Raw genomic sequence first — 23,395 nt, 5'->3', positions numbered from 1 at the left:
CTTCCGTCGTGGTGGCCGCCGTCGGCCATCGTCCGGAGTTTGTCGCACTCTGCAACATACTGTCAACACAAAGGTAGGATGACTGCTCCGATTCGCCCCGAACACCTCCGACGGAGACCCGCATGCCGCTGACCGATCTCCCCCTCGCCGACCTCGAGCGGTACCGCCCGCACCTGGACGAGCCCGACGACCTGGACGACTTCTGGTCGACGACGCTCTCCGCGGCCCGTGCGGCCGGCGCCGCCCCCGTCCTGGCGCCCGTGGCCACACCGGTCCGGGAGCTCGTCGTCGAAGACCTCACCTTCCCGGGCTTCGCGGGCGACCCGGTCCGGGCGTGGGTCGTCCGGCCGCGAGACCCAGGGCCGCACGCCTGCGTCGTCGAGTACGTCGGCTACAACGGCGGGCGCGGGGCACCCGGCGAGAAGCTGCAGTGGGCGGCCGCCGGGTACGTCCACGTCGTCATGGACACGCGGGGCCAGGGCAGCGGCTGGGGCAGCGGCGGACACACCCCCGACCCGCACGGTGCGGGACCGTCCGTACCGGGCTTCATGACGCGCGGCCTCGAGTCGCCCGAGACGTACTACTACCGCCGGGTCTTCACCGACGCGGTCCGCCTCGTCGACGCCGTCCGCACCCTCCCGTTCGTCGACCCGGACCGGATCGCGCTGACGGGGGCGAGCCAGGGCGGCGGCATCAGCATCGCGGCGACAGCGCTCGCGGGCGACCTCGTCGCCGCGTGCCTGCCGGACGTCCCGTTCCTCTGCCACTTCCGCCGCGCGGTAGAGCTCACACCCGAGCTGCCCTTCACCGAGATCGCGCGCTACCTGGCCGTGCACCGCGGCAGCGAGGAGACGGTCTTCCGCACGCTGTCGTACTTCGACGGCGCCGTCCTGGCGCGGCGCGCGCGGGTCCCGGCCCTCTTCTCGGTCGCGCTGATGGACGCGATCGTCCTGCCGTCGACCGTCTACGCCGCCTACAACGGGTACGGGGGCCAGGACCGCTCGATCGAGGTCTACCCGTGGAACGGGCACGAGGGCGGGCAGGTGCCCCACTGGATCCGCCAGGTCGACTGGCTCCGGTCGCGGCTCTGACCTACGGCGCCCGGAGCCCCGCTCACACGAGGTGCCGGACAGCCGTGATGGCAGCGCCCCAGGCGTAGTCCGTGAACGCGAACGGGGGGACCTCCACGGGTGGGGCGACCGCCGAGGGGTCGAGCATCCGGCCCAGCGCCTCGTCGAGCTCAGCACGGGCGTACTCGCCGACGATCCGCGCCTCGCCCGTGATGATCACCTTGTCCGGGTCGACCAGGTTGACGAGGTTGGCGGCGAGCACACCCAGCGCGGTGCCGGCAGCCCGCAGCGCCTCGTCCGCCGCCGGCTCCCCCGCGCGCGCCGCACCGACGACGTCGTCGAAGGTCCTGGCACCAGCGTTGGCGAGCACCGCCGGGACGGTGACGTAGGCGGACGCGCAACCCACGTGGCCCCGGTAGCAGCGCGGACCGTCACCGGTCACGATCAGGTGGCTCACCTTGCCCGGGCGGCCGTGCGCGCCACGCAGCAGCCGACCGTCGACGACGAGACCCGCGCCGATACCGGCACCGACCGCCACCACGGCCAGCGACCCGGTCCCCCGCCCGGCACCGAACCAGTGGTGGGCGACGGTGAGCGCCTGCACGTCGTTGCTGATCGCCGCGGGCAGGCCGGTGGCGGCCACCACGGCCGCCTCCAGCGGTACCCGGTCCCAGCCGAGGAAGTCCGAGCCGATCACCCAGGCCGACCGGTCCACCACCTGGACGTCACCGGCCAGGCACACGCCGACCGCCGACACCCGGGGGAACGCCGTCCGGACCCGTTCGACCGCCGCGGCCAGCGTGGCGACCACGTCGTCGACCTCGCGCGACCCGAGCGGGACCTCGTCGGTGGCGACCACCCTGGCCTGCAGGTCGGTCACGGCGACGTACAGGGCCGCGCCCGTGAGCTTCATCCCGACGAAGTACGCGCCGTCGGCCCGCAGCGCGACGACGTCGGAGGGGCGCCCCGGCCCGCTGGCCACCGCCGGGCCGCCCTCCTCAAGGAGACCCGCCGCGGTGAGGTCGCGGGTCAGGCGCGAGAGCGTCGCACGCGACAGCCCGGTACGGCGGGTGAGCTGGGAGCGCGACCTGGGACCGTGGACGAGGACGTCGAGGAGCACCGTGCGCTGTGCCGACGTCAGCGGCGGCCAGGCCAACGGGGTACGGGACTCGATCATGCCGTGAGCCTATGGCTGCCCGCGGGGCACGCGAGCGAGCAGGGGTCCAAAGGTAGGATGTTTCGCCGGGCGGAAACCCGCCCGCGGCAGAGAGGACCCCATGGCGCTCACGGACGATGCCATCACTCAGATCAAGGCGATGATCACGTCGGGCGAGCTCGGGCCGGGAGACCGGCTGCCGCGGGAGGCTGATCTCGCGGCGCTCATCGGCGTGTCGCGGAACTCGCTGCGGGAGGCGGTGCGCGCGCTCAGCATGGTCGGGATCCTCGACGTCCGGCAGGGCAACGGCACGTACGTGTCGAGCATGAGTACCGGCAGCCTGCTGGAGTCCCTCAGCTTTCTGCTGGAGTTCCGCCGCGACTCGGGCGTGCTGGAGTTCCTCCAGGTGCGCCGCATCCTCGAGCCCGCCGCCGCGGCCATCGCCGCGCGGACGATGACGCCGGAGCAGATCGACGGCCTGCGCGCCTCCGTGCGGGCGACCGGGGCGTCCACCGACGTCACCGAGCTCGTCCGCCACGACCTCGCCTTCCATTCGGCGATCGCGGCGAGCACCGGCAACACCGTCCTGGCCTCCATGGTGGACACGGTCTCCATGCCGACGGAACGGGCGCGGATCTGGCGCGGGCTCACCGACACGGACGCCGTCACGACGACCATCGACGAGCACGTCCGGATCATCGAGGCGATCGAGGCCCACGACGCGGAGCTCGCGGCGGCGCGCACGCTGGTGCACATCTCCGGCGTGCTGGAGTGGCTGGAGCGCGCGAGCTAGGCGGTGCCGTCCGGGTGCGGCCGCCCGACGGCGCCCGACTGCGCCCGACGGCGCCCGACGGCGCGGCCGGGAGGAAGAACGCGATGCGCACATGTGCGGGAGGTCTTGTCGGGATGGACGATCAGGGCTCGGATCGGCCGTAATGTCTGCACCGTGAGAACACCACGAACCGGGATCATCACCGTCGCGACCGCCCTGCTCGTGGGCGGCTGCAGCATGGGCCCAGCACCGAGCCCGAGCCAGAGCGAGAGCCCTCCGATGCTCGAGTTTCCGCCCGCGCCGCTCCAGCTGGTGCCCGAGTCCGCCGCGGAGCCCGACGCGGGCGCCGACCCTGTCCCCCTCGCCGAGCTCGCCCACTCCGACTGGCTCCAGGACGTCTCCGAGCGCACGGAGATCCCCGAGCGGGCCCTGGCCGCGTACGCCGGCGCGTCCCTCTGGCTGGCACAGACCGAGCCCGAGTGCGGCGTCGGGTGGAACACGCTGGCGGGGATCGGCGCCGTCGAGACGATCCACGGCAGCTACGGCGGGGCGCGGGCGGCCACCGACGGCACCGTGCGCCCGTCCATCATCGGCATTCCGCTGGACGGCAGGGAGGGCGTCAAGGAGATCCTCGACACCGACCGGGGCGAGCTCGACGGCGACAAGAAGTTCGACCGCGCCGTCGGCCCCATGCAGTTCATCCCGACCACCTGGGAGGACTACGCCGAGGACGGGAATCTCGACGGCGAGGCGAATCCGAACCAGATCGACGACGCGGCCCTGACGGCAGCGCTCTACCTCTGCGACAGCGGTGACGACGTCACCACCGACGACGGCTGGGCGACGGCTCTGGGCACCTACAACGAGTCGGTGTCCTACGCGCACAAGGTCGCCGACTTCGCCGAGGCCTACGGTTCGTAGCCCCGTCGGCACCGCGGTGCCCTGGTGCGTGACCCCCGGCCGTGGCCCAGGCACCTGGCATTGCGACGGCATGCGGCCCGGTCTAGGTTCGAGAGGCTCTCTGACCGAGAACTGACCGCTGACGAGCGAAGGTGCAAGCAGATGACGAATGTCGCCGAGACCGTCGTGGACATCATCAAGGACGCGGGGGTCGAGCGGGTCTACGGCCTGCCGGGCGACTCCCTGAACGGGTTCACCGATGCCATCCGCACCAGCGCAGGGGTCACCTGGGAGCAGGTGCGGCACGAGGAGTCGGCGGCGTTCGCCGCAGCGGCCGAGGCCGCTCTGACCGGTGAGCTCACGGTCTGCGCGGGCAGCTGCGGTCCGGGCAACCTGCACCTGATCAACGGGCTCTTCGACGCCAACCGGAGCCGGGTGCCGGTGCTCGCGATCGCGGCGCAGATCCCGGCGGCCGAGATCGGCAGCAACTACTTCCAGGAGACGCACCCGCAGGACCTCTTCCGGGAGTGCAGCGTCTACACGGAGCTGGTGAGCGTCCCGGAGCAGCTGCCCCGCGTGCTCGAGATCGCCATGCGCACAGCGGTGGAGAAGCGCGGCGTCGCCGTCGTCGTCATCCCGGGCGAGGTCTTCCTCGCCGAGAGCGCGGGCCGCAAGAAGTCGGCGCCGATCCGGGCTTCGCAGAGCATCGTGCGACCGGGCGACCGCGAGCTCGGGCAGGCGGCCGAGATCCTGAACGCGGCGAAGAAGGTGACGATCCTCGGCGGCGCCGGCACCGAGGGGTCCCACCGGCAGGTGCTCGAGATCGCCGAGAAGCTCAAGGCGCCCGTCGTGCACGCACTGCGGGGCAAGGACTTCCTCGAGTACGACAACCCCTACGACGTCGGCATGACGGGGCTGCTGGGCTTCACCTCGGGCTACCGCGCCATGGAGGCCTGCGACGCGCTGCTGATGCTCGGCACCGACTTCCCCTACCAGCAGTTCTACCCGTCGAAGGCGAAGATCGTGCAGGTCGACCTCAGGGGTGAGCAGCTCGGGCGGCGCACCCCGATCGACCTCGGGCTGGTGGGCGACGTCGGCGACACCGTCGACGCCCTGCTCCCCCTGCTCGACGACCGCACCAACCGCAAGCACCTCGACTCCTCGCTCAAGCACTACGCGAAGGCACGCAAGGACCTCGACGAGCTCGCCGACAACGACCGCAACCGCCGGCCGATCCATCCGCAGTACCTCGCGCGGCTGGTGAGCGAGCTGGCCAGCGAGGACGCGGTGTTCATCCCGGACGTCGGCTCACCGGTGGTCTGGGCGTCCCGCTACCTGACGATGAACGGCGCGCGCCGCCTCATCGGCTCGTTCAGCCACGGGACCATGGCGAACGCCGTGCCGCACGCCATCGGCGCCCAGTCCGCGTTCCCCGAGCGGCAGGTGATCGCCCTGTCGGGCGACGGCGGGCTCGGGATGCTCTTCGGCGAGCTGCTGACCGTCCGGCAGAACAAGCTGCCGGTGAAGATCGTGGTGTTCAACAACTCCTCGCTGAACTTCGTCGAGGTGGAGATGAAGGCCGCCGGCTTCGTGAACTTCGGTACGCAGCTCGACAACCCGAACTTCGCTGACGTCGCGAACGCCATGGGCATCCACGGTCAGCGGGTCGAGCAGCCCGATGACCTCGAGGGCGCCCTGCGCACGGCCTTCGCCCACGACGGCCCGGCACTGGTCGACGTCGTCACGGCCCAGCAGGAGCTGTCGATCCCGCCGGCGATCTCGGCCGAGCAGGTGCGGGGCTTCACGCTGTACGCGATCCGCACGATCATGTCGGGGCGCGGGGACGAGCTCGTCGACCTCGCCGACACGAACGTGTTCCGGCGCCTGTTCGACTGATCACGCCGAAGACAGTCCAGCAGGACGTCAGTCAGTGGCAGGGCCACGACCCCGGCAACCACCCGAACATCATCACTGTCAGTGGCTCGTGGCAGCATCTGGGCATGGCATCGATACAGCGTCTTCGCCCCGAGGGACTCGTCTCGAGCCCAGCCTTCAGCCACGTCGCGGTGGTACCGCCCGGCGCGACCACCATCTACGTGGGCGGCCAGAACGCCGTCGACGCGGACGGCTCGCTCGTCGGTGCACAGGACGTCGCCGCCCAGTCGACGCGTGCCCTGGAGAACGCGGGGACCGCGCTGGCCGCGGCCGGCGCCACCTTCGCCGACGTCGTGCAGTGGACCGTGCTCTTCGTCGACGGCGTCGACCTCGCCGCCGCGTACGGGGCGATCGCGCCGTTGCTCGCGTCCGACGAACCACCGCTGGTCCTCGGGGCACGCGTCGCCGGGCTGGGCGTGCCCGGCGCGCTCATCGAGGTCAGTGCGATCGCGGCCGTGGTGCGCTGACGGGATCAGCCAGCGACCAGCTCGCCAGGAGGCTCAGCGCCCGCTGCGACGGCGATCCCGGCTCGGCCGAGTAGGCGTACAGCGTGGTGTGGGCGTCGCCGGGCAGCGCGAGCGTCTCGTACTCGACCGTGAGGTCACCGACCACCCGGTGGCGCAGCCGCTTCGAGCCGTGCGTGCGCTGGTTGACCCGGTGCTCGTCCCACCAGCGGCCGAAGTCGGGGCTGGACCCACGGAGCTCGGCGATCAGCTCGGCGGTGGCCCGATCGGCGGGATCGTTGCCCGCCTCCAGCCGCAGGCTCTGCACGGCGACGCGCGCCTGCTCCTCCCAGTCGACGAACAGGGTGCGCGCGTCGTCGTCGAGGAGCATCCAGCGCGCGTAGTTGCGGTGCGCCGCCGGGAACCGCTCGAAGTCGGTGAACAGCGCCCTGCCCAGGCGGTTCTGCGCGAGCACGTCGGCGCGACGACCGAGCACGAGCACCGGCACGTCCGCTAGGGCAGCGAGCAGCTGGTAGAGCCCCGGACGGACCCGCTGGACCGGACGCGTGCGGGGCCGCGGGCTCGTAGAGCTCAGGCCGAGCAGGTCCGCGAGGTGGGCCCGCCCCGCCTCGTCCAGCCCCAGCGCCCGGCCGACGGCGTCCACCACCGACGGGGACGGGACGATGCGCCTGCCCTGCTCGAGGCGCGCGTAGTAGTCGGTCGACACCCCCGCGAGGAACGCGACCTCCTCCCTGCGCAGCCCGGGCACCCGGCGCACCCTGCCGTCGGCCGGCAGACCCGCGCGGGTGGCGTCGCACTGGCTGCGCGCCCTGCGCAGGAAGTCCGCGAGCTCGGCGTTCTTCTCGGTCATGCCTCCATTCTGGGCGCCCGCTCGACGTGACGGTGCCCCGTGGGTAGGCCTCCGCGTCCTGGTCCTCGCGCGCCCAGGACGCACGCGACGGGTTATGGAGCACTCGGGCGCCGCGTCCGAATGGAGGGTTGAGGGGTCGGCACGACGTGCCGATGCCCACCTCCCAAGACGTCCACCTCCCAAGGAGCACACCACCATGGCCTACCCCACAGACCGTCCCGCCACCTGGTTCGTCACCGGTGCCTCACGGGGCCTCGGCCTCGAGCTCGTCCGGCAGCTGCTCGAACGGGGCGACGACGTCGCGGCCACCACCCGCTCGACAGAGCGGCTGGTCGCGGCGCTCGGCGTGACAGACACGTCCCGCCTGCTGCCCCTCTCGGTAGACCTCGCCGACCAGGCGCAGGTCACGCAGGCGATCGCCGCCACCGAGCAGCGGTTCGGCCACCTCGACGTGGTCGTGAACAACGCGGGCTACGGCTATCTCGCCGCCGTGGAGGAAGTCTCCGACGCCGACGCTCGTGCGATGTTCGACGTGCAGGTCTTCGGCGTCTGGAACGTGCTGCGCGCGGTCCTGCCGGGCTTCCGCGAGCGCCGCAGCGGCCACATCGTCAACGTGTCCTCCGTCCTCGGGCTGCTCTCCTTCCCGGGCTGGAGTCTTTACAGCGCCGGAAAGTTCGCGCTCGAGGCGCTCTCCGACTCGCTGGCCGCCGAGGTCGCGGACCACGGCATCAGGGTGAACACGGTCGAACCCGGATACCTGCGCACCGACTTCCTGCGCCCGGTCTCGCTCGGCATGCCGCGGTCCACCAGCGACGCCTACCCGGCCGTCCGGGAGATGGTCGAGCAGCACCTGGCGATGCCGGGGACGCAGCTCGGCGACCCCGCCAAGGCCGCCGCGGCCATCATCACCGTCGCGACCGCCGGCGAGGCCCCGCTGCATCAGCTCCTCGGCTCGGACTCCCTGTCGCTGGCGGCCGGCCGCCTCAAGGCCCTGGCGGACGACGTCGAAGCGTCGCGCGACCTCGCGATGACGACCGACATCACCACAGCCGGCACCGCCGTGTCCTGAGCCTGGCTCTCCGGGACGCCCGGGCCGCTTCACCCGAACGCGCGGTTCGTGGTCATGATGGTTCGCCGGCGCGGGTGTGCCGGGACAGACTGGAGACCTCAGCGGAAGCGGCGGCGTGGGGCGGTACGAAGGGAGACGGCGTGATGAACGAACGGACGACCGGACCAGGCGGCCTCGCCGGCCGAGGCCATCTCCTGCGGCTCGGGGCGCCGCGCGACACGGCGGCGGTGCGGCACCTGGTGACCTTCCTCGTGGCGAGCGTCGTGACGGTGCTCACCACGCGGGCCGCCCTGGCCGCGACGGGGTATCCGCAGCTCGGCGGAGGCGGGCTGCATGTCGCCCACGTCCTGTGGGGCGGCCTCCTCATGGCGCTGGCGATCATGCTGCTGCTGTCGTACGTGGGCCCGGCGCCGCGGTCGCTCGGCGCGGTGCTCGGCGGCGTCGGCTTCGGGTTGTTCATCGACGAGGTCGGCAAGTTCGTCACGTCCGACAACGACTACTTCTATGCGCCCACCGCCGCGATCATCTACTTGGTAACGGTGCTGCTCGTCCTGGTCATCGAGGGGCTGCACGGGCGCAGGGCGCACCACCCGGCCGAGTATCTTGCCGTGGCCGTCGACCGGCTCACGGCCGGCCTGGCCGGCGGTCTCACCCCGGCGGCCCGGCAGGAGGCGCGGACGCTCGCCGCCAGGGGCGCCGGCGAGCCCGGCGCGGACCTGGTCGCCGAGCTGATCGACGCCGTGCCCGACGACGACACGGACGTGCCGGACCCGGTGCGCGGCGGCGTCCACCGCGTGGTCCGGTGGCTCGACGCACTCGTGGACCGGGCGTGGGCGGCGTGGCTGGTGGTCGGCGCGCTCCTGCTCGTCGGTGCGGCACAGGCGCTCGTGGGCGTCCGGGTCGCGCGCGGTCTGGTACCCGGGCTGCCGGGATGGACCGGGGTCGCGATCCTCGTGGCCGTCGGGGCGTCCGTCACGCTGCTGGCGGTCGGCGTCGCCGTCTGGCGGCGGGACCACCTGCGCGGCGCCGTCTGGGTGCGCCGCGCGGTGCTGATCAGCTTGCTGTTCACCCAGCTCCTGGTGTTCCGCGCGGTGCAGTGGACGGCGGCGTTCGGGCTGCTCCTGGACGTGCTGGCCTACATGGCGCTGGAGGTGGCGCTCCGCGAGGAGCGGATGGTGCGGGCACGCGGCGACGGTTGACGACCCCGCGCGCCGCGGCCCGGCTTCACGCCCGCGAGCGCCCGAGCAGCCAGACGAAGTAGGGCGCGCCGAGCAGTGCGACCGCCAGCCCGGCGGGCAGCTGGGCCGGTGCGATGACGGTCCGGCCGAGGACGTCGGCCAGTCCGAGCAGCACCGCACCGAGAAGCATCGCCACCGGCAGCACCCGCGCATGCCTGCCGCCCACCAGGGCACGCGCGGCGTGCGGGGCCACGAGGCCGACGAACCCCACGACGCCGACGGCCGTCACGCTCGTCGCCGCCAGCACCGCCGCCACGGCGAGCACCAGCAGCCGGCTGTGCTCCAGCCGGACACCCACCAGGCGGGGCGTGTCGTCGTCGACCGCGAGCAGGTCCAGCTCACGCCGCACCAGCACCGCGAGCGGCACGGCGAGCGCCAGCACCACGACGACGGGCAGGATCTGGGAGAAGCTGCGCCCGTACGTGGTGCCCGACAGCCAGGTGTAGATCCGCGGGGTGTTCCACGGGTCGGAGTTCAGCAGCAGGAAGGTCGTCAGGGCGGTGGTCAGGTAGCCGAGGCCGATGCCGACGAGCACGAGCCGGTCGGCGTGGAGCCCTCCGCGCCAGGCCAGCAGGTAGACGATCGCGAAGGCCAGCAGGCCACCGCAGACGGCGGCCACGAGCATCGCGCCGTCGCTCGCCGCGATCCCGTTGCCCCAGGCGGTGCCGGCAACGGCGGTCACCACGATCACCGCGCCGAGGCCGGCTCCCCCGGTGATCCCGAGGATGGCGGGTTCGGCGAGCGGGTTGCGGGCGGTCGCCTGGACCATCGTTCCGGCGAGGGCGAGAGCGGCCCCCGCGACGACGGAGGCGAGCACGCGTGGCGCGCGCTCGTCGAGCGCGAACTGGACCACGGCGGGACCCTGGCCCTGCAGCCACAGTGAGATGTCGCCGGTGCGGAGCCAGGTGGACCCGGCGAGCATGCCGAGCAGCAGCACGCCGACGGCGAGGGCCGCGCACACGCTCAGCACGATGACGAAGCGCCGCCCGCTGCGTGGCCCGGTCGTCGCGGCCGGCGGTGTGCGGGACGGCCCTGCGTCGCGCAACCGCCGTGCGAGCACGACCATCACGAGCGCGCCGAGCAGGGTCGTCGCGACGCCCGTCGGTACCGACAGCGCGTCCTCGGCACCCAGCAGAGCACGGACGACGACGTCGGCGAGCAGCACGACGAAGGCTCCGAGCAGCCCGGCGGCGGGCAGCAGGATCGCGTGCCGGTGCAGCGCGGGGACCACCCGCGCGAGCAGCCGGGCGACCACGGGCGCGGCGAGGCCGACGAACCCGATCGGACCAGCGAGAGTGACCGCGGCGGCCGTGAGCAGCACGGCCAGCAGCACACCGAGCACGCGGGTCGAGCGGACCGGCACGCCGAGGGCGCCGGCGGTGTCGTCGCCGAGGCCGAGCACGTCCAGGCGCCGGGACAGCACCAGCCCGCCCGTGGTGGCGAGCACGACGACGGGGAGCACCCGCCAGAACGCGGTGAGGTCGAGCTGGCTCAGTGAGCCGCTGCCCCAGGCGAACAGCCCGGTGGTCTCGGCCTCGAACAGGATGAGCAGCGCGGAGGTCGCGGCCTGGAGCGCCAGCGCGACGGCGGAGCCGGCGAGCACCAGGCGCGTGGTGGACGAGCCGCCGCCGCCGGCCAGCCCGAGCACGAGCGCGGCGGCGGCGATACCGCCGGCGAAGGCGATGGCGCCCGATGCCCACAGCGGGACGGCCAGCCCGAAGGCGGCCACGACCACGACCGCCAGGTAGGAGCCTGCGGTCACCGCGAGCGTGTCCGGCGAGGCCAGCGCGTTGCGGGCGATCGACTGGAAGAGCGCACCCGCGACGCCGAGGGCGAACCCGACGGCCACGCCTGCCGCGAGGCGCGGCAGACGTGAGCCGACGAGGATGTCGCGGACCGCACCGGAGTCGCTCGGGGCCTGCCCCGTGATCAGGCGGAGCAGGTCCCCGGCGCCGACGCCGGACGTGCCCTGCGTCAGGTGCCAGGCACCGACGACGAGCACGGCCAGCGCGAGCACCGTCAGGGTGGCGGCGCCGGTCGCCCAGGCAGCGGGCCTGGAGGCGGGTGCATGGGGCAGGGTGTCCGTCGGCGACGGCGACCGGGTGACGGTCATCGCGTCACTTCGCGAAGATGTCGACGTAGGCGTCGACGACCTTCTCGGCGGAGCGCGGTCCGCCGAACATCCAGATGCGCTCGGGGAACGCGTGCGAACGGTCCTCCGCGACAGCCGGAAGGTTCGCCCAGACGTCGTTCCTGGCCAGCTCGGCGGTCCAGTCACCGTCGGGGTCCTTGGTCCCGCTGCGCAGGAACGTCGCGTCGCCGACCTCGGTCATTCCCTCGATGTCGGACTGGCCAAGGCCGTAGGCGGGGTCGACCTCGCCCGTCCAGGCGTTGGTCAGGCCGAGCTCCTCGCCCAGCTCGCCGATCAGCGAGCCCTGGCCGAACGGGCGCAGGGTGACGTTGCCGCCGTCGACCCAGCCGTCGAAGAACACGAAGTCGGTGTGCTCGGGCTCCGCCTCCGCGATCGTGGTCTTCGCGTCGGCGACGTGCTGCTCGAACTCCTCGGTGACGGCGGCCGCACGCTCGGTACGGCCGGTGGCCTGCGCGATGAGGTCGAAGGTGGCGAACATGTTCGCGACCGGGTCGGCGGCGTCGGCGCCCTTGGTGGCCAGCACCGGCACGTCGTAGGCCTCGAGCTGGGCGATGATCTCGTCGTCGGGCGTGTAGGCCTCGATGATGACCAGGTCCGGGTCCGTGGCGTAGAGAGCGTCGAGGTTGGGCTCCCCGCGCGTACCGACGTCGGTCACGCCCTCCGGCAGCTCCTCGGCGCTGTTCCAGGTGGTGTAGCCCTTGACGTCAGCGACGGCCACGGGGTTCACGCAGAGGGTGAGCGCGTCCTCGACCTGCTGCCACTCGAGCACCGCGACGCGCTCGGCCGGCTTGTCGAGCTCGACGGTGCGGCCGAACGAGTCGGTCAGCGAGACCGCCCCGGTCTCCGTCGCGACGTCGGCGCAGTCGCCCGAGGCTGCCTCGGTCGGTGCGGGTGCGGCCGCGCCGGGGTCGGTGGTGCCACAGCCCGCCAGCACGAGCGGCAGGATCAGGGCGGCGCCCGCAAGGGAGGCGGTTGAGCGCAGGGACATGGGTCTCCTCAGGGTTCGTGACACGTCGTGTCGGTCAGTTCTCGCCGCACGCGGCGGCTGGTGCGGGGCGCCGAGGGGCGTCCGACGGATGGGTGTGGTTCAGCGTGTCCAGCCGTGGTGGCGGCCGCGCGGGTGCACGCGGACCCGCCCCGTACCGGGGTCTGTGGTGACATCGATCGGCAGGCCGTAGGCGAGCGACAGGTGCTCGGCCGTGAGCACCTGCGCGGGCGGGCCGGCGGCGAGCACGCGCCCCTGGTGCAGCAGGACGACGGCGTCGGCGACGGAGGCGGCGTGGTCCAGGTCGTGCAGCACGATGCCGACGGCGGTGCCGTGCTCCTCGGCGAGGTCGCGCACGAGGTCGAGCGTCTCCACCTGATAGCGCAGGTCGAGGTGGTTGGTCGGCTCGTCCAGCAGGACGACGCCGGTCTCCTGCGCCAGGCAGGTGGCCAGCCAGACTCGCTGCACCTCACCGCCGGAGAGCTGGTCGACGCCCCGGCGGGCCATGGCGGCGACGCCGGTGATCTCCATCGCCCGGTCGATCGCGGCGTGGTCGGCGTCGGCGAGCGGCGCGAACCTGCGGCGGTGCGGGTGCCGGCCGAACGCCACGACGTCGCGCACCGCGAGCCCGGCCGGGTGCGGGCGGGACTGGGCGAGCAGCGTGACGCGGCGGGCGAACTCGCGCGCCGACAGCGGCGCGGCGTCGACGGCGTCGTCGGGCGTCGGCCCGAGGTTGACGGTTCCCTGCCGCACCGGGTGCAGGCGAGCCAGCGAGCGGAGCACTGTCGACTTGCCGGACCCGTTCGGGCCGACGAGGGCGGTCACGACACCCGGCGTCAGGTGCACGACGACGCCGTGCACGACGGTGGTGCGCTGATAGCCCAGCACGAGGTCGTCACCACGGAGAGCGGTAGGAGTCACGCAGGTAAGCCTAACCTTATCGGCACTCGACCCGGACAAGCGTCCACCAGAGCCCTCGGTCGCGCCAGGGCCACCACTGCCGAACGGCACGCGGCCGCGGGAACCACCGTCAGTGACCACGGCTACGTTTGCGGCCATGGCTCCCCCGCGCTCCAAGACTCCGCCCCGCCCACTCACGCCTGGCGACGTCGTCGTGACGTTGCACGTCGACCTCGGCGGGTGGGCCGCTGCGCAGGTCACGGGCCTGGACGCGGCCGAGGCGCTGGCAGACGTGCTGGACCTCGACTGGTCCAGCCCCACTCGGCCGGAGTCGCTCGCGGACCTCGGCGCTCTCCGGCCCTTGTTCCGGCAGGCCGGCAGCTGGGGCGGCCAGCGCAGCCACTGCCACTACCCGTGGGTGCTGCCGCGGAGCTGCACCGTGATCGGCACTGCTACCCCGCTGAGCGCAGAGTCCTCCCAGAGCTACGGTCTGGGGTGGGGCATCGGCGATGCGCTGCACCGGGAGCGGCTCGCCGCGAGCGGCCGGACCGACTGGAACGACGATCCCGCGCAGGCATCGATCGAAGGGCCCGAGCTCAAGATCCCCGACGGCGTCGACGCCCTGACCATCCGGCGCCTGTACGTGAACGGCGTCGCACGCCTCGACGCCGCGGTCCTGGCCGCGGCCTTCCCGAACCTGACGGAGCTCCGCCTCCACGGCGAGCTCGGCGAGCTCGCGAACGCCGTAGCGCTCAACCAGCTCACGAGACTCCGGGACCTCTCGGTCACCGGGTACTTCGGGATGACGGCCGCCGACCACGTCACCCTGGCGAGCACACCCGAGCTGGAGCACGTCGACCTGCACGAGTACGCCACGGCGATGCACCGCGTCTGGCGGCCCGAGGCCGCCAACGGCACGTACCTGAGCGTGACGGGGGCGCGGAAGCCCGGCTGGGTCGCCGAGAACAGGGACAACCCGCTGCGGGCCTGGGATGCGCGCGAGGGTGTCGGCGAGCGCACCTACCAGAAGTCGGTAGCGCAGTTCCGCAAGACCCGTCGTCAGATCCTCGCCGCGCTCGACGGTGCCCCCGGCGACCGTCCGGCGGTCCTGGAGCGCATCGGCTCCGAGTACGGCGAAGCCTTCAACGCCATCGACGACGCCGCCTCCAACGACCTCATCATGACCGAGGAGCGCGAGGAGCTGTACGCGGCGGTCGTCGGCGTGCTCGACGCCGCGGCCACCGAGAGCGGCATCGACCTCACCGCCGAGCAGCAGGCGCTGCTCGACGGCGTCGACGCGACCCGCGACTGGTAGCCCGTACGACCGGCCGGCTCCCCGGCCTGCCGGCCCACCCAGCGAACCGGGCGGGCAGGCCGGTGGAAGGTCACGGCGTGAGGAGCCGCGCGCCCTGCTGCGCCAGCACGCTGAGCTCGGCGGCCTTGAACGCGTGCTCCTGCGTCATCGCGGTCTCCGTGCGCTCCAAGCAGTCGAGGACGAGCTGACCGAAGAACGGGTAGCCCACGTTCCCGTCCGCCACGAGGTGGTGCTCGCCCTTGCCGTCGACGAGGAACACGTGGCCAGGGCCCTCGTCGGTGCCGATGTTGGCGTACTTGCGCAGCTCGATGTAGCCGTCGGTACCCAGCACGAAGGTACGTCCGTCGCCCCAGGTGCTCAGACCGTCCGGGGTGAACCAGTCCACCCGGCAGTAGCCGCTGGCACCGTTGTCCATGGCGATCGTCGCCTCGCCGAAGTCGTCGAGCTCCGGGTGCTCGGGGTGGTGGTAGTTCGCGATCGCCGAGTACCCCACCTCGGCGTCCTTGGCGCCGGCGAAGTGCAGCATCTGCTCGAAGTTGTGGCTGCCGATGTCGCACAGGATCCCGCCGTACTTCTCCTTCTCGAAGAACCAGTCGGGACGGCCGGTGCCCAGGCGGTGCGGGCCGAGGCCCATGACCTGCAGCACCCGGCCGATCGCGCCCTGGTCGATGAGCTGGCCGGCCAGCACCGCCGCCTCGACGTGGATCCGCTCGGAGTAGTAGACGGCGTACTTGCGCCCGGTCCTCGCGGTCGCCTCCCGGGCCGCCTCGAGCTGTCCGAGCGTCGTCAGCGGTGCCTTGTCGGTGAAGTAGTCCTTGCCGGCCTCGATGGCGCGCAGGCCGAGCGCGCAGCGTTCCGACGTGACCGCGGCGCCTGCGACCAGGCGCACCTCGTCGTCGTCGAGGACCTCGTCCTCGCTCCGCGCCACCCGCACGTCGGGGAACCGCTCGCGGAACGCCTCGACCCGCGCGGGGTCCGGGTCGTAGACCCACTTGAGCGTCGCACCCGCGCTGGCCAGCCCCTCGCACATCCCGTAGATGTGCCCGTGGTCGAGGCGCACGGCGGCGAAGGGGAAGTCTCCGGGCCGCACGACGGGTGCGGGGATGGGTTCGGGCGCGTAGGCGGCGCCGCTGGTCGTCGTCGTCATGACGTCTCTTTCTCTCGGGACTTCACTGGGACTTCTCGGGACTTCTCGAAACTTCTCGGAAGGGGTCAGTCGTCGCCGGCCGAGCTGGCGCCGACGGTGATCTCGCCGGGCAGGTCGGCCACCGCCGTCGTCTTCTCGAAGAAGCGCGGGGCGCGCTGGACGAGCGTTCCCGCGCGGTAGTACGGGTCGTCCGCCGACAGCGGCAGGTCGACGGTGCGCCGCTCGATGCCCGCCACGTAGACCGCGGTCACGAGCTCGATGGCGCGGCGGCCCGCCGTGCCGTCGACCGCGGGACGACGACGTTCGCGCACCGCCCCGAGCACGTCGCCGATCTGCCCCGCGTGCCCCTCGTGCGCCAGGGGGGTGTGCGCAGCGGCGAGCGCCTCGATCGCGGCGACGCGCCCCGGGTCACCGCCAGGGGCGGGGAAGCCGTTGGGCTCGGCGACGTCGGCGACGACCTGCCACGGCTGGGACACTCGCGCGTGCCGGCCCTGGACGACGATCGCCTGCTCCTCACCGTGGTGCACCACCGAGCTCGTCACCTCGGCGAGCGCCCGGTCGTACTGCAGGACGGCCACCGAGAGGTCCTCGACCTCGGAGTTCTCGTGGGCGGCGTTGGTCAGCACAGCGGTGACGGCGCTGGGCGCACCGAGCATCCACGAGGTGAGGTCCAGATGGTGGATGGCGTGGTTGAGCGTGCACCCACCGCCCTCGGACTCCCACGTGCCGCGCCACCACAGGTCGTAGTAGGCGGTGCCGCGCCACCAGGCCGAGGAGACCTGCGCGTGGGAGACGGGACCGATCAGTCCCGAGTCGAGCACCTCCTTCAGGGTGGCCAGGTCGTCGCGGAAGCGGTTCTGCGCGACGACGGACAGGATCCGGTCGTTCTCGGCGGCGGCCGCAAGCATCGCGTCGCACTCCTCGAGCGACGGCGCCATCGGCTTCTCGACGAGCACGTCGACGCCGGCCCGCAGGGCGGTGATCGTCAGCTCGGCGTGGGTGGACGGCGGCGTCGCGATGCTGACGAGGTCCAGGTCCTCGGCCGCGAGCAGGTCCTCGGCCCGCTCGTACGTCCGCGCCGCGGGGAGGCCGAGCTCCGCGCGCACGGCGTCGGCCCTGCCGGGCGCGATGTCGCACAGGGCGACCACCTCGCACTCGGCCGGAAACCGTCGGTAGCCGTCGATGTGGGTGCGGGCGATCCCGCCGGTCCCGATGATGCCGATCTTGAGCACTCTTCCTCCGGTCGGATCCGCCAGCTGGCGCAGGTTATACGTCTCACTAGTGATACGAGTCACCAGGGTTGTGGTCAGATGGACCCCTGTCAAGAGAACTCAAGAGAACTCAAGAGAACTCAGGAGAACGGAGAGTCGTGAGCGCTGCACTTCCGCCGACCAGTCGCGACGTCGCGCGCATCGCCGGCGTCTCACAGACGACGGTGTCCTACGTCCTCACGGGGAAGGGCGCGATCTCCCCAGCGACCCGCGAGCACGTGCTGAAGGTCGCCGACTCGATCGGCTACCGCCCGAACCTCGCCGCGCGGTCGATGCGTACGCGCCGCTCCGGACGCCTCGCGGTGATCATGGGAGTCGGCTTCGGCAACCAGGTTCGTATGCTCACCGGCGCGAGCCACGTCGCGAACGAGGCCGGCTACGTCATGGAGACCCACAGCGTCGACGGTTCCGTGGAGGCCCGGACCGAGCGGGTGCTCGAGCTGGCTGCGGGCGGGCAGTACGAGGGCATCCTGACCTTCGTCCCGGTGCTCGGCTCGGCGCTGTCGGACGGTCGGGACACGCCGCCGGTCCTGGCCGCGACGGCGTTCGACGAGCAGATGCGGAGCGTGGGCGAGCTCGCCGACGCCGGCCTGGTCGACGTGTTCGTCCGCGCGCTCGTCGCGGCCGGCCACCGCCGGTTCGTGCACGTCGCGGGGCCGCAGGGGTTCTCGTCGGCTCGCGCGCGGCGCGACACCTACCTCGCCTGTATCGAGCGCCTCGGCGTCGAGTCGCTCGGCGTGCTCGGCGGGGAGTGGTCCGCGGAGACCGGCAGGCAGGCCGTCCTCGCACTGGCCGACGACGCGCCGCCGGTCGCGGTGATCGCCGCCAACGACGACCTGGCGATAGGCGTCCTGCGCGGGGCCGCCGAGCGCGGGTGGTCCGTACCGGAGGACGTGGTCGTGACCGGCTGGGACAACGCCCGGTTCGGCGCCTACACGATGCCGTCGCTCACCACCGTCGACGTCGACTTCCGGGCGGCCGGGAGCCACGCCATGCAGCTCCTCGTCGCGGCGCTGCGCGGTGAGGAGCCGCCGCCGCGGGGGGCCACCCTCCAGCACATCGTCTGGCGGGAGTCGACCGGCCGGGCCGGGCCGCCGCCTCAGGCGCCGCGTCCAGCACCGCGGTCGGGTGCGGCCATGTCCCCGGTCCCCGGTGAGCCGTCGGCCAGCCCGTAGCGCAGGTGCACGGCGCCCTTGGGGCCCGCCTCCGGCGGTTCGAGGAGCGTCAGGCTCGTGGGCACCTCACCGCCGTCGAACACCTTCTTGCCCTCGCCGAGCACGATCGGGTACAGCCAGAGGTCGAGCCGGTCGAAGAGCTGCTCGCGCAGGAGCGTCTGGACCAGGTCCAGGCTCCCGACGACCTTGATGTGCTCGTGCCGGTCCCGGACCTCGCGCACCGCGGCCGGCAGGTCCGGCCCGAGCTGCGTGGACCCGGCCCACGGGAGGTCGGGCGTGCCGCGGGAGGCGACGTACTTCGGCACGCGGTTGAAGAGCGTGGCGATCTGGTTGTCCTGGCCACCATCCTGGTGCGGCCAGTAGGCGGCGAATATGTCGTACGTCCGCCGGCCGAGCAGGAGGGCGTCGGTGCCCTCGTACGCGGCGTCGATCTGCGCCCCGGCGACGTCGTCCAGCAGGGGCGCCTGCCAGCCGCCGAACCGGAACGCCGCGGGATCCTCGTCCGGGCCGCCGGGCGCCTGCGCGACCAGGTCGAGGGTGGCGAACAGCTCGATCTCGATGAGGCCCATGATGTGCTCCGTTGCTCGTCTTCTCGGTCAGGGGGTTGACCCGCGAGCGCCGGCGAACTCATCGGCGCCACGATCAGGTTCGGCGTTTGCGCTTCACCCGCCAGTTCCACGGCAGAAGACCGGCCAGGACCTTGGACAACCAAGGGAGCTTTGCGGTAGGGGCAGGCGGGGGCATCCGGAGCCGTGTGGCCCCCTCACTGACGGTTCTGATCGACTCCTCGGCGTCCACACCGGCGAATACCATCAGGTCGGCCACGACCACTCGGAATGCGACCTCCAGAGCGACCGGGGACGAGTCGGGGACATCCTCCGAGGTGCTGAAGTCCTGAAGCAGGGCTGGGACACGGTCGACGACAGCCTGGCGTGCCGTGGCCTCGCCGGGGGAGCTCGCCAGCTCGGTCAGTAGCTCGGCGACCTGGTTCACCGCGCTGCTGAGGGTCCCGCTGTCCCCCTGTCCGGTCGCCAGTGCGGTCCTGGCGAGCATGAGGCAGCTGACACCCAGCAGGCCGAGGTGATCGGCGCTCTCCTGTTCATGCACGACCGGTGCGATTCGCGCGCGTCCCACCAGGGAATGCCTGGCGATCCGCCCGCTGACCCCGCGGGCCGTGTTCAGCACGAGCAGCTGCTCCGGCAGGTCACGCAATCGGCGCATGGCCTGCTCGCCAGCCCGGTCATCAGGGTCGTCCAGAGCGCGAGCGGTCAGGCGGAGTCCTTCCGCCATGCCGCTCAGCGCGGCCGACTCGGCCCGGCGCAGCAGCCGGACCGGCTCGGGGGTGAAGAGGAGCTGACTGAACACCAGCGCGACCCCCGCACCGATGACCGCGTCGACCATCCGGTCCGGCCCGACCTGGCCGTCCGCGGCGACGATGGTCAGGATGGCCGCCGACGCCGCCTGCGCCACCACGAGCGGCGCACCGCCCAGCCCTCGCGCGACGGTCATCGCTGCGAAGGTGGCCACTGCAAGGCTGCCGGAGCCTCCGCCCATGAGGAGGAGCGCGATCTCGCCGGCCAGGATCCCGACGATCACACCGGACAAGAGCCGAAGCGCGTTCAGCCCTCGCTCGCCGAAGTTTGCGTTGAGGGCGACAACCGCGGCGATCGGCGCGAAAAAGGGGTCCGGATGATCGCCGATCAGCAGCGCAAGCAGCCAGGCGATGGTCGCGGCCGCCGTCCGCTGCACCAGCGGCCAAGCGTCGCTCCGCACCCGTTGCCCTGCGCGACGGCCGACAGCGGCCACCCGATCCCGCCACCGAGTCGTTCTACCGTTGCCTCTCGTCTCGGCGACGTCGGGGCTCACGGGTAAACACCGTCATCGACTGAGATGCCCACGTAGATGGTGCTTTCGCCGGGCACGGTTCTGAAGGTGCGGGTGCCGTGTTCCCAGACGGGGAGTAGCGTTTCGAATGGCATGAGGAGTCCTAATGACACCCGACCAGGCCAGCGTCCCGCAGGCATCTCACAATGCGCAGTCATCCCACAACGCGCAAGAATCCCTAAATGCGCAAGAATCCCACAATGCGCAAGCAATGGCCGACAGTTCCAATGATCAGACCCTACTGATCATGGGCGCGAGCGGCGACCTGACCGCACGGCTGCTGCTCCCCGGTCTAGGAGCGCTTCTGGCCACCGGCAGCGTGCAGCGCCTCCACCTCATCGGCAGCGCGGTGGACGATTGGGACGACGATCGCTGGCGCGCCCGGATCGCCGAGTCGTTTGCGCAGGCAGACGCAAGCGGACAGGAGACTGACGCGGCCATCAAGGGCGCGCGCTATCTAAGGAGCGACGTGACCGACCAGGACGATCTGCGCGCTCTGCTGGACGCATGCCGCGGACAGGTGATCCTCTACTTCGCTCTGCCTCCCACCGTCACCGAGAAGGTGATCCACGTACTGACGGACATCGGCGTGCCCGCAGGCACACGGCTGGTGACGGAGAAGCCGTTTGGCAGCGATGCCGCCAGCGCGGCCGCTCTGAATGACCTGCTGACCCAGCTGGTGCCAGAAGATCATGTGCACCGCATCGATCATTTCGTCGCCATGCCTTCAGTGCTCAGCATCCTGGGGGTGCGGTTTGCCAACCGTATGGTCGAGCCCTTGCTGAACAGCCAGCATGTCGAGAGCGTGGATGTCATCTTTGACGAGAGCCTCGCCCTTGAGGGAAGGGCCGGCTACTACGACGGCGCCGGCGCGATGGTCGATATGATCCAGAGCCACCTGCTCGAGGTGATGTCGCTGTTCGCCATGGAGCCGGTGCCGACCCTGGCCGCGGAGGACGTGCGCGACGCCAAGGCGCAGATCCTACGGGCCACCCGGATCTGGCACGACGACCCGGCCACCTACAGTCGCCGCGCGCGCTACACCGCGGGCGAGGTCGACGGACGCATGGTGCCCTCCTACGTGGACGAGGAGGGGATCGACGGCTCCCGCGACACCGAGACCTTCGCCGAGCTTGTGCTCGCCGTCGACACCTGGCGTTGGGCAGGCGTGCCGTTTCGCCTGCGATCGGGCAAGGCGCTGGGCTCGCCACGCACCGAGGTCACGGTCACGTTCAAGCCACCCCAGAGGGTGCCCACCGGCATGACCGGCGACGGGTCGACCGGCTATGGAAAGCCCGACCGGCTGCACATCGGCATCGCCCTGGACACCAATCTTCTTGGCCTCGACCTGAATATCACCGGCAAGGGGGATCCGTCCCACATCGATCCGGTAAGCCTCGTAGGCGACTTCGGCGCGGGCAGGCTGCCACCATATGGCGAAGTGCTCAGAGGCGTCCTCCAGGGCGACCCACCGCTGTCGGTTCGCGGCGACATGGCGGTGCAGTGCTGGCGGATCATCGAACCCGTGCAAAAGGCCTGGCGCGAGAACCGGGTGCCGTTGCGGGAGTACGAGGCCGGCGGCACCGGCCCGGGTGGCTGGCCGCACACCGGACTTCCGGCATAGAACGACCCGCCGACGAAGGGTGGCACACCATGGCGAGCACGTCTGACGCGTCAAGTCCGTTGGACAACATCTCCGACGCTGGCTTGCAGAAGGTCAGACGCTGGGGGTTGTGGATCAACCTCGCCACCTTCCTCATCGGCTACGCCACCGGCATCATCGCCGGTGCCCTGCTCTACATCCGCGGCGACTTCGACCTCAACCAGGCCCAGCAGGGCCTCGCAACGAGCATCCTGCTGATCGGCGCGATGGTTGCGGCGATGCTCACCGGCAGGCTGGCGGACCGCTTCGGCCGGAAGGCCGTGCTCGGGGTCGCGGGGGCGCTGTTCGCGGTCGGATTCGCGGTCTCGGCGCTGGCCACCGGCTTTGCGCTGCTGATCCTGGGTCGCCTGGTCATGGGCTTCGGGGTCGGCATCGCGTCGGCCCTCGTACCTACCTACCTGGGCGAGATCTCTCCGGCGAAGATCCGGGGGCGGATGCTCACGCTCAACCAGCTGCTGCAGACAGTCGGGATGCTCGTCGCCTACGTCGTGAACCTCGTCTTCAGCGCCAGCGGCAACTGGCAAGCGATGTTCTGGGTGGGCGTGGTCCCGGCGGCCTTGCTGGCGGTGATAGCGGTGCGCCTCCCCGAGTCGCCTGCGTGGCTGATCGGGAAAGGACGCATCGACGCGGCGAAGGAGATGCTCAGCTCGGTCGCCGGCGCGGAGGGTGCCGACATGGTGATCGAGCGCTACCACCATGAAGACGAGGAACGCCGACGGGAGCAGGCTGGGCGCCCAGAGCAGAAGAAGGGCTGGCGCGCGCTGCTGGCGCCCCGGGTGCGGCCGGCGCTCGTCGTGGCACTCGGGCTCGCTTTTCTGCAGCAGGCCATCGGCATCAACACGGTGCTCTACTACGCGCCGACGATCATGGAGCAGACGGGACTGAGCGCCTCGAACTCGATCATCTACTCGGTCATCATCGGCGTCGTCAACCTGGCGATGACGATCCTCTCGCTCCGCCTGATCGACCGAATCGGGCGACGGCCGCTGCTGCTGGTCTCGCTGATCGGGATGGGCCTCTCGGTGGCCGGGCTGGGAGTTGCGTTCATCGCCGGCCTCGGTTCGGTGATCCTGCTCGCCTGCATGCTGGTCTTCGTCTCGTCCTTTGCCGTGGGAATGGGCCCGGTGCTCTGGGTGATCCTCGGGGAGGTCTTCGCCTCCCAGGAACAGGCCGAGGGCGCGGGCGCGGGCTCAGCGGTGAGCTGGCTGTCGAACTTCGCCATATCCACGGCTTTCCTGCCGCTGGCCGGGTTGATCGGAACAGGTCCGGTGTTCTTGGTCTTCGCGGTCATGTGCGCGCTCGCACTGGCATTCGTGTACCGCCGCGTGCCCGAGACCAAAGGCCGTGAGTTCGATCAGATCGACAGCGACCTACAGGCCCGCGCGCAGGGGAAGAAGCCAGACGCATGACCGTTGCTCCTTCTGGCCGGCAGTTCGAGATCAGCCTCCG

At 71.6% G+C, this 23,395-nt stretch carries 20 protein-coding genes; 11 read left to right on the top strand and 9 right to left on the bottom strand.

The annotated features are described in order from the left end of the window. Positions 1-122: 122 nt before the first annotated feature. Complete coding sequence (locus APR04_RS03115) at positions 123-1,091, top strand: acetylxylan esterase (RefSeq protein WP_253867825.1); 969 nt, start codon at positions 123-125, stop codon at positions 1,089-1,091. 22 nt (positions 1,092-1,113) lie between these two features. Here the strand turns inward: APR04_RS03115 and APR04_RS03110 are convergent, their stop codons facing one another. Continuing rightward, positions 1,114-2,247, bottom strand: coding sequence for an ROK family transcriptional regulator (locus tag APR04_RS03110; protein WP_253867824.1), 1,134 nt, complete (start codon positions 2,245-2,247; stop codon positions 1,114-1,116). Between the two features lie 100 nt (positions 2,248-2,347). Between APR04_RS03110 and APR04_RS03105 the strand changes: the two genes are divergently transcribed. The 4 genes from APR04_RS03105 to APR04_RS03090 all read left to right on the top strand — a co-directional run bounded on the left by APR04_RS03105 (position 2,348) and on the right by APR04_RS03090 (position 6,300). Continuing rightward, a complete protein-coding gene (locus APR04_RS03105) occupies positions 2,348-3,019 on the top strand; it encodes a FadR/GntR family transcriptional regulator (protein WP_253867822.1) in 672 nt (223 codons plus the stop codon). A 153-nt stretch (positions 3,020-3,172) separates the two neighbouring features. Then, positions 3,173-3,919: a lytic transglycosylase domain-containing protein gene (locus APR04_RS03100; protein ID WP_253867820.1), complete on the top strand. Its 747-nt coding sequence runs from the start codon at positions 3,173-3,175 to the stop codon at positions 3,917-3,919. Between the two features lie 141 nt (positions 3,920-4,060). Further along, complete coding sequence (poxB, locus tag APR04_RS03095; protein WP_253867818.1) at positions 4,061-5,794, top strand: ubiquinone-dependent pyruvate dehydrogenase; 1,734 nt, start codon at positions 4,061-4,063, stop codon at positions 5,792-5,794. Between the two features lie 104 nt (positions 5,795-5,898). Beyond that, positions 5,899-6,300 carry a RidA family protein gene (locus APR04_RS03090; RefSeq protein WP_253867817.1) on the top strand — a complete coding sequence of 134 codons (402 nt, stop codon included), beginning with the start codon at positions 5,899-5,901 and terminating at the stop codon, positions 6,298-6,300. On the opposite strand, the gene APR04_RS03085 is transcribed toward APR04_RS03090, so the two are convergent. After that, complete coding sequence (locus APR04_RS03085; RefSeq protein ID WP_253867815.1) at positions 6,272-7,147, bottom strand: helix-turn-helix transcriptional regulator; 876 nt, start codon at positions 7,145-7,147, stop codon at positions 6,272-6,274. The two genes, APR04_RS03090 and APR04_RS03085, sit on opposite strands and share 29 nt — an antisense overlap. A 196-nt stretch (positions 7,148-7,343) precedes the next feature. Here APR04_RS03085 and APR04_RS03080 point away from each other — a divergent pair, with 196 nt between their 5' ends. Both APR04_RS03080 and APR04_RS03075 read left to right on the top strand, forming a co-directional pair. Beyond that, complete coding sequence (locus tag APR04_RS03080) at positions 7,344-8,216, top strand: SDR family NAD(P)-dependent oxidoreductase (RefSeq protein WP_253867813.1); 873 nt, start codon at positions 7,344-7,346, stop codon at positions 8,214-8,216. Positions 8,217-8,359: 143 nt separating this feature from the next. Beyond that, positions 8,360-9,415 carry a hypothetical protein gene (locus APR04_RS03075; protein ID WP_253867812.1) on the top strand — a complete coding sequence of 352 codons (1,056 nt, stop codon included), beginning with the start codon at positions 8,360-8,362 and terminating at the stop codon, positions 9,413-9,415. A 25-nt stretch (positions 9,416-9,440) separates the two neighbouring features. On the opposite strand, the gene APR04_RS03070 is transcribed toward APR04_RS03075, so the two are convergent. From APR04_RS03070 to APR04_RS03060, 3 genes are all read right to left on the bottom strand, one after another. Continuing rightward, positions 9,441-11,567 (bottom strand): iron ABC transporter permease, encoded by a 2,127-nt coding sequence (locus APR04_RS03070; RefSeq protein WP_253867811.1) that lies wholly within the window; start codon positions 11,565-11,567, stop codon positions 9,441-9,443. 4 nt (positions 11,568-11,571) lie between these two features. Further along, positions 11,572-12,594, bottom strand: coding sequence for an ABC transporter substrate-binding protein (locus tag APR04_RS03065; protein WP_253867809.1), 1,023 nt, complete (start codon positions 12,592-12,594; stop codon positions 11,572-11,574). Between the two features lie 99 nt (positions 12,595-12,693). Further along, positions 12,694-13,512 carry an ABC transporter ATP-binding protein gene (locus APR04_RS03060; protein WP_253867807.1) on the bottom strand — a complete coding sequence of 273 codons (819 nt, stop codon included), beginning with the start codon at positions 13,510-13,512 and terminating at the stop codon, positions 12,694-12,696. A gap of 136 nt (positions 13,513-13,648) precedes the next feature. On the opposite strand from APR04_RS03060, the gene APR04_RS03055 reads away from it, so the two are divergent. Further along, positions 13,649-14,806, top strand: a complete 1,158-nt coding sequence (locus APR04_RS03055; RefSeq protein ID WP_253867805.1) for a hypothetical protein — start codon at positions 13,649-13,651, stop codon at positions 14,804-14,806. A 70-nt stretch (positions 14,807-14,876) separates the two neighbouring features. Here the strand turns inward: APR04_RS03055 and APR04_RS03050 are convergent, their stop codons facing one another. Both APR04_RS03050 and APR04_RS03045 read right to left on the bottom strand, forming a co-directional pair. Continuing rightward, positions 14,877-15,953 (bottom strand): Gfo/Idh/MocA family protein, encoded by a 1,077-nt coding sequence (locus APR04_RS03050; RefSeq protein ID WP_253867803.1) that lies wholly within the window; start codon positions 15,951-15,953, stop codon positions 14,877-14,879. A 65-nt stretch (positions 15,954-16,018) separates the two neighbouring features. Beyond that, positions 16,019-17,185 carry a Gfo/Idh/MocA family protein gene (locus tag APR04_RS03045; protein ID WP_253867802.1) on the bottom strand — a complete coding sequence of 389 codons (1,167 nt, stop codon included), beginning with the start codon at positions 17,183-17,185 and terminating at the stop codon, positions 16,019-16,021. A 137-nt stretch (positions 17,186-17,322) separates the two neighbouring features. On the opposite strand from APR04_RS03045, the gene APR04_RS03040 reads away from it, so the two are divergent. Beyond that, positions 17,323-18,399, top strand: coding sequence for a LacI family DNA-binding transcriptional regulator (locus tag APR04_RS03040; protein ID WP_253867800.1), 1,077 nt, complete (start codon positions 17,323-17,325; stop codon positions 18,397-18,399). Here the strand turns inward: APR04_RS03040 and APR04_RS03035 are convergent. Further along, the gene (locus APR04_RS03035) at positions 18,324-18,968 is read right to left on the bottom strand and encodes a dihydrofolate reductase family protein (protein ID WP_253867798.1); all 645 of its coding nucleotides are present in this window, start codon (positions 18,966-18,968) and stop codon (positions 18,324-18,326) included. The two genes, APR04_RS03040 and APR04_RS03035, sit on opposite strands and share 76 nt — an antisense overlap. A gap of 73 nt (positions 18,969-19,041) precedes the next feature. Further along, positions 19,042-20,172 (bottom strand): FUSC family protein, encoded by a 1,131-nt coding sequence (locus tag APR04_RS03030; protein ID WP_253867797.1) that lies wholly within the window; start codon positions 20,170-20,172, stop codon positions 19,042-19,044. Between the two features lie 322 nt (positions 20,173-20,494). Here APR04_RS03030 and APR04_RS03025 point away from each other — a divergent pair, with 322 nt between their 5' ends. Beyond that, complete coding sequence (locus APR04_RS03025; protein WP_253867795.1) at positions 20,495-21,907, top strand: glucose-6-phosphate dehydrogenase; 1,413 nt, start codon at positions 20,495-20,497, stop codon at positions 21,905-21,907. Between the two features lie 29 nt (positions 21,908-21,936). Then, positions 21,937-23,355 carry a sugar porter family MFS transporter gene (locus APR04_RS03020; protein WP_301312063.1) on the top strand — a complete coding sequence of 473 codons (1,419 nt, stop codon included), beginning with the start codon at positions 21,937-21,939 and terminating at the stop codon, positions 23,353-23,355. The last annotated feature ends 40 nt before the right edge of the window (positions 23,356-23,395 follow it).

The sequence above is a fragment of the Promicromonospora umidemergens genome (assembly GCF_024171995.1).
In the GTDB taxonomy this organism is placed as follows: domain Bacteria; phylum Actinomycetota; class Actinomycetes; order Actinomycetales; family Cellulomonadaceae; genus Promicromonospora; species Promicromonospora umidemergens.
Note: the sequence above shows the minus strand (reverse complement) of the source record. Positions and strands in the feature narration are given on the sequence as shown.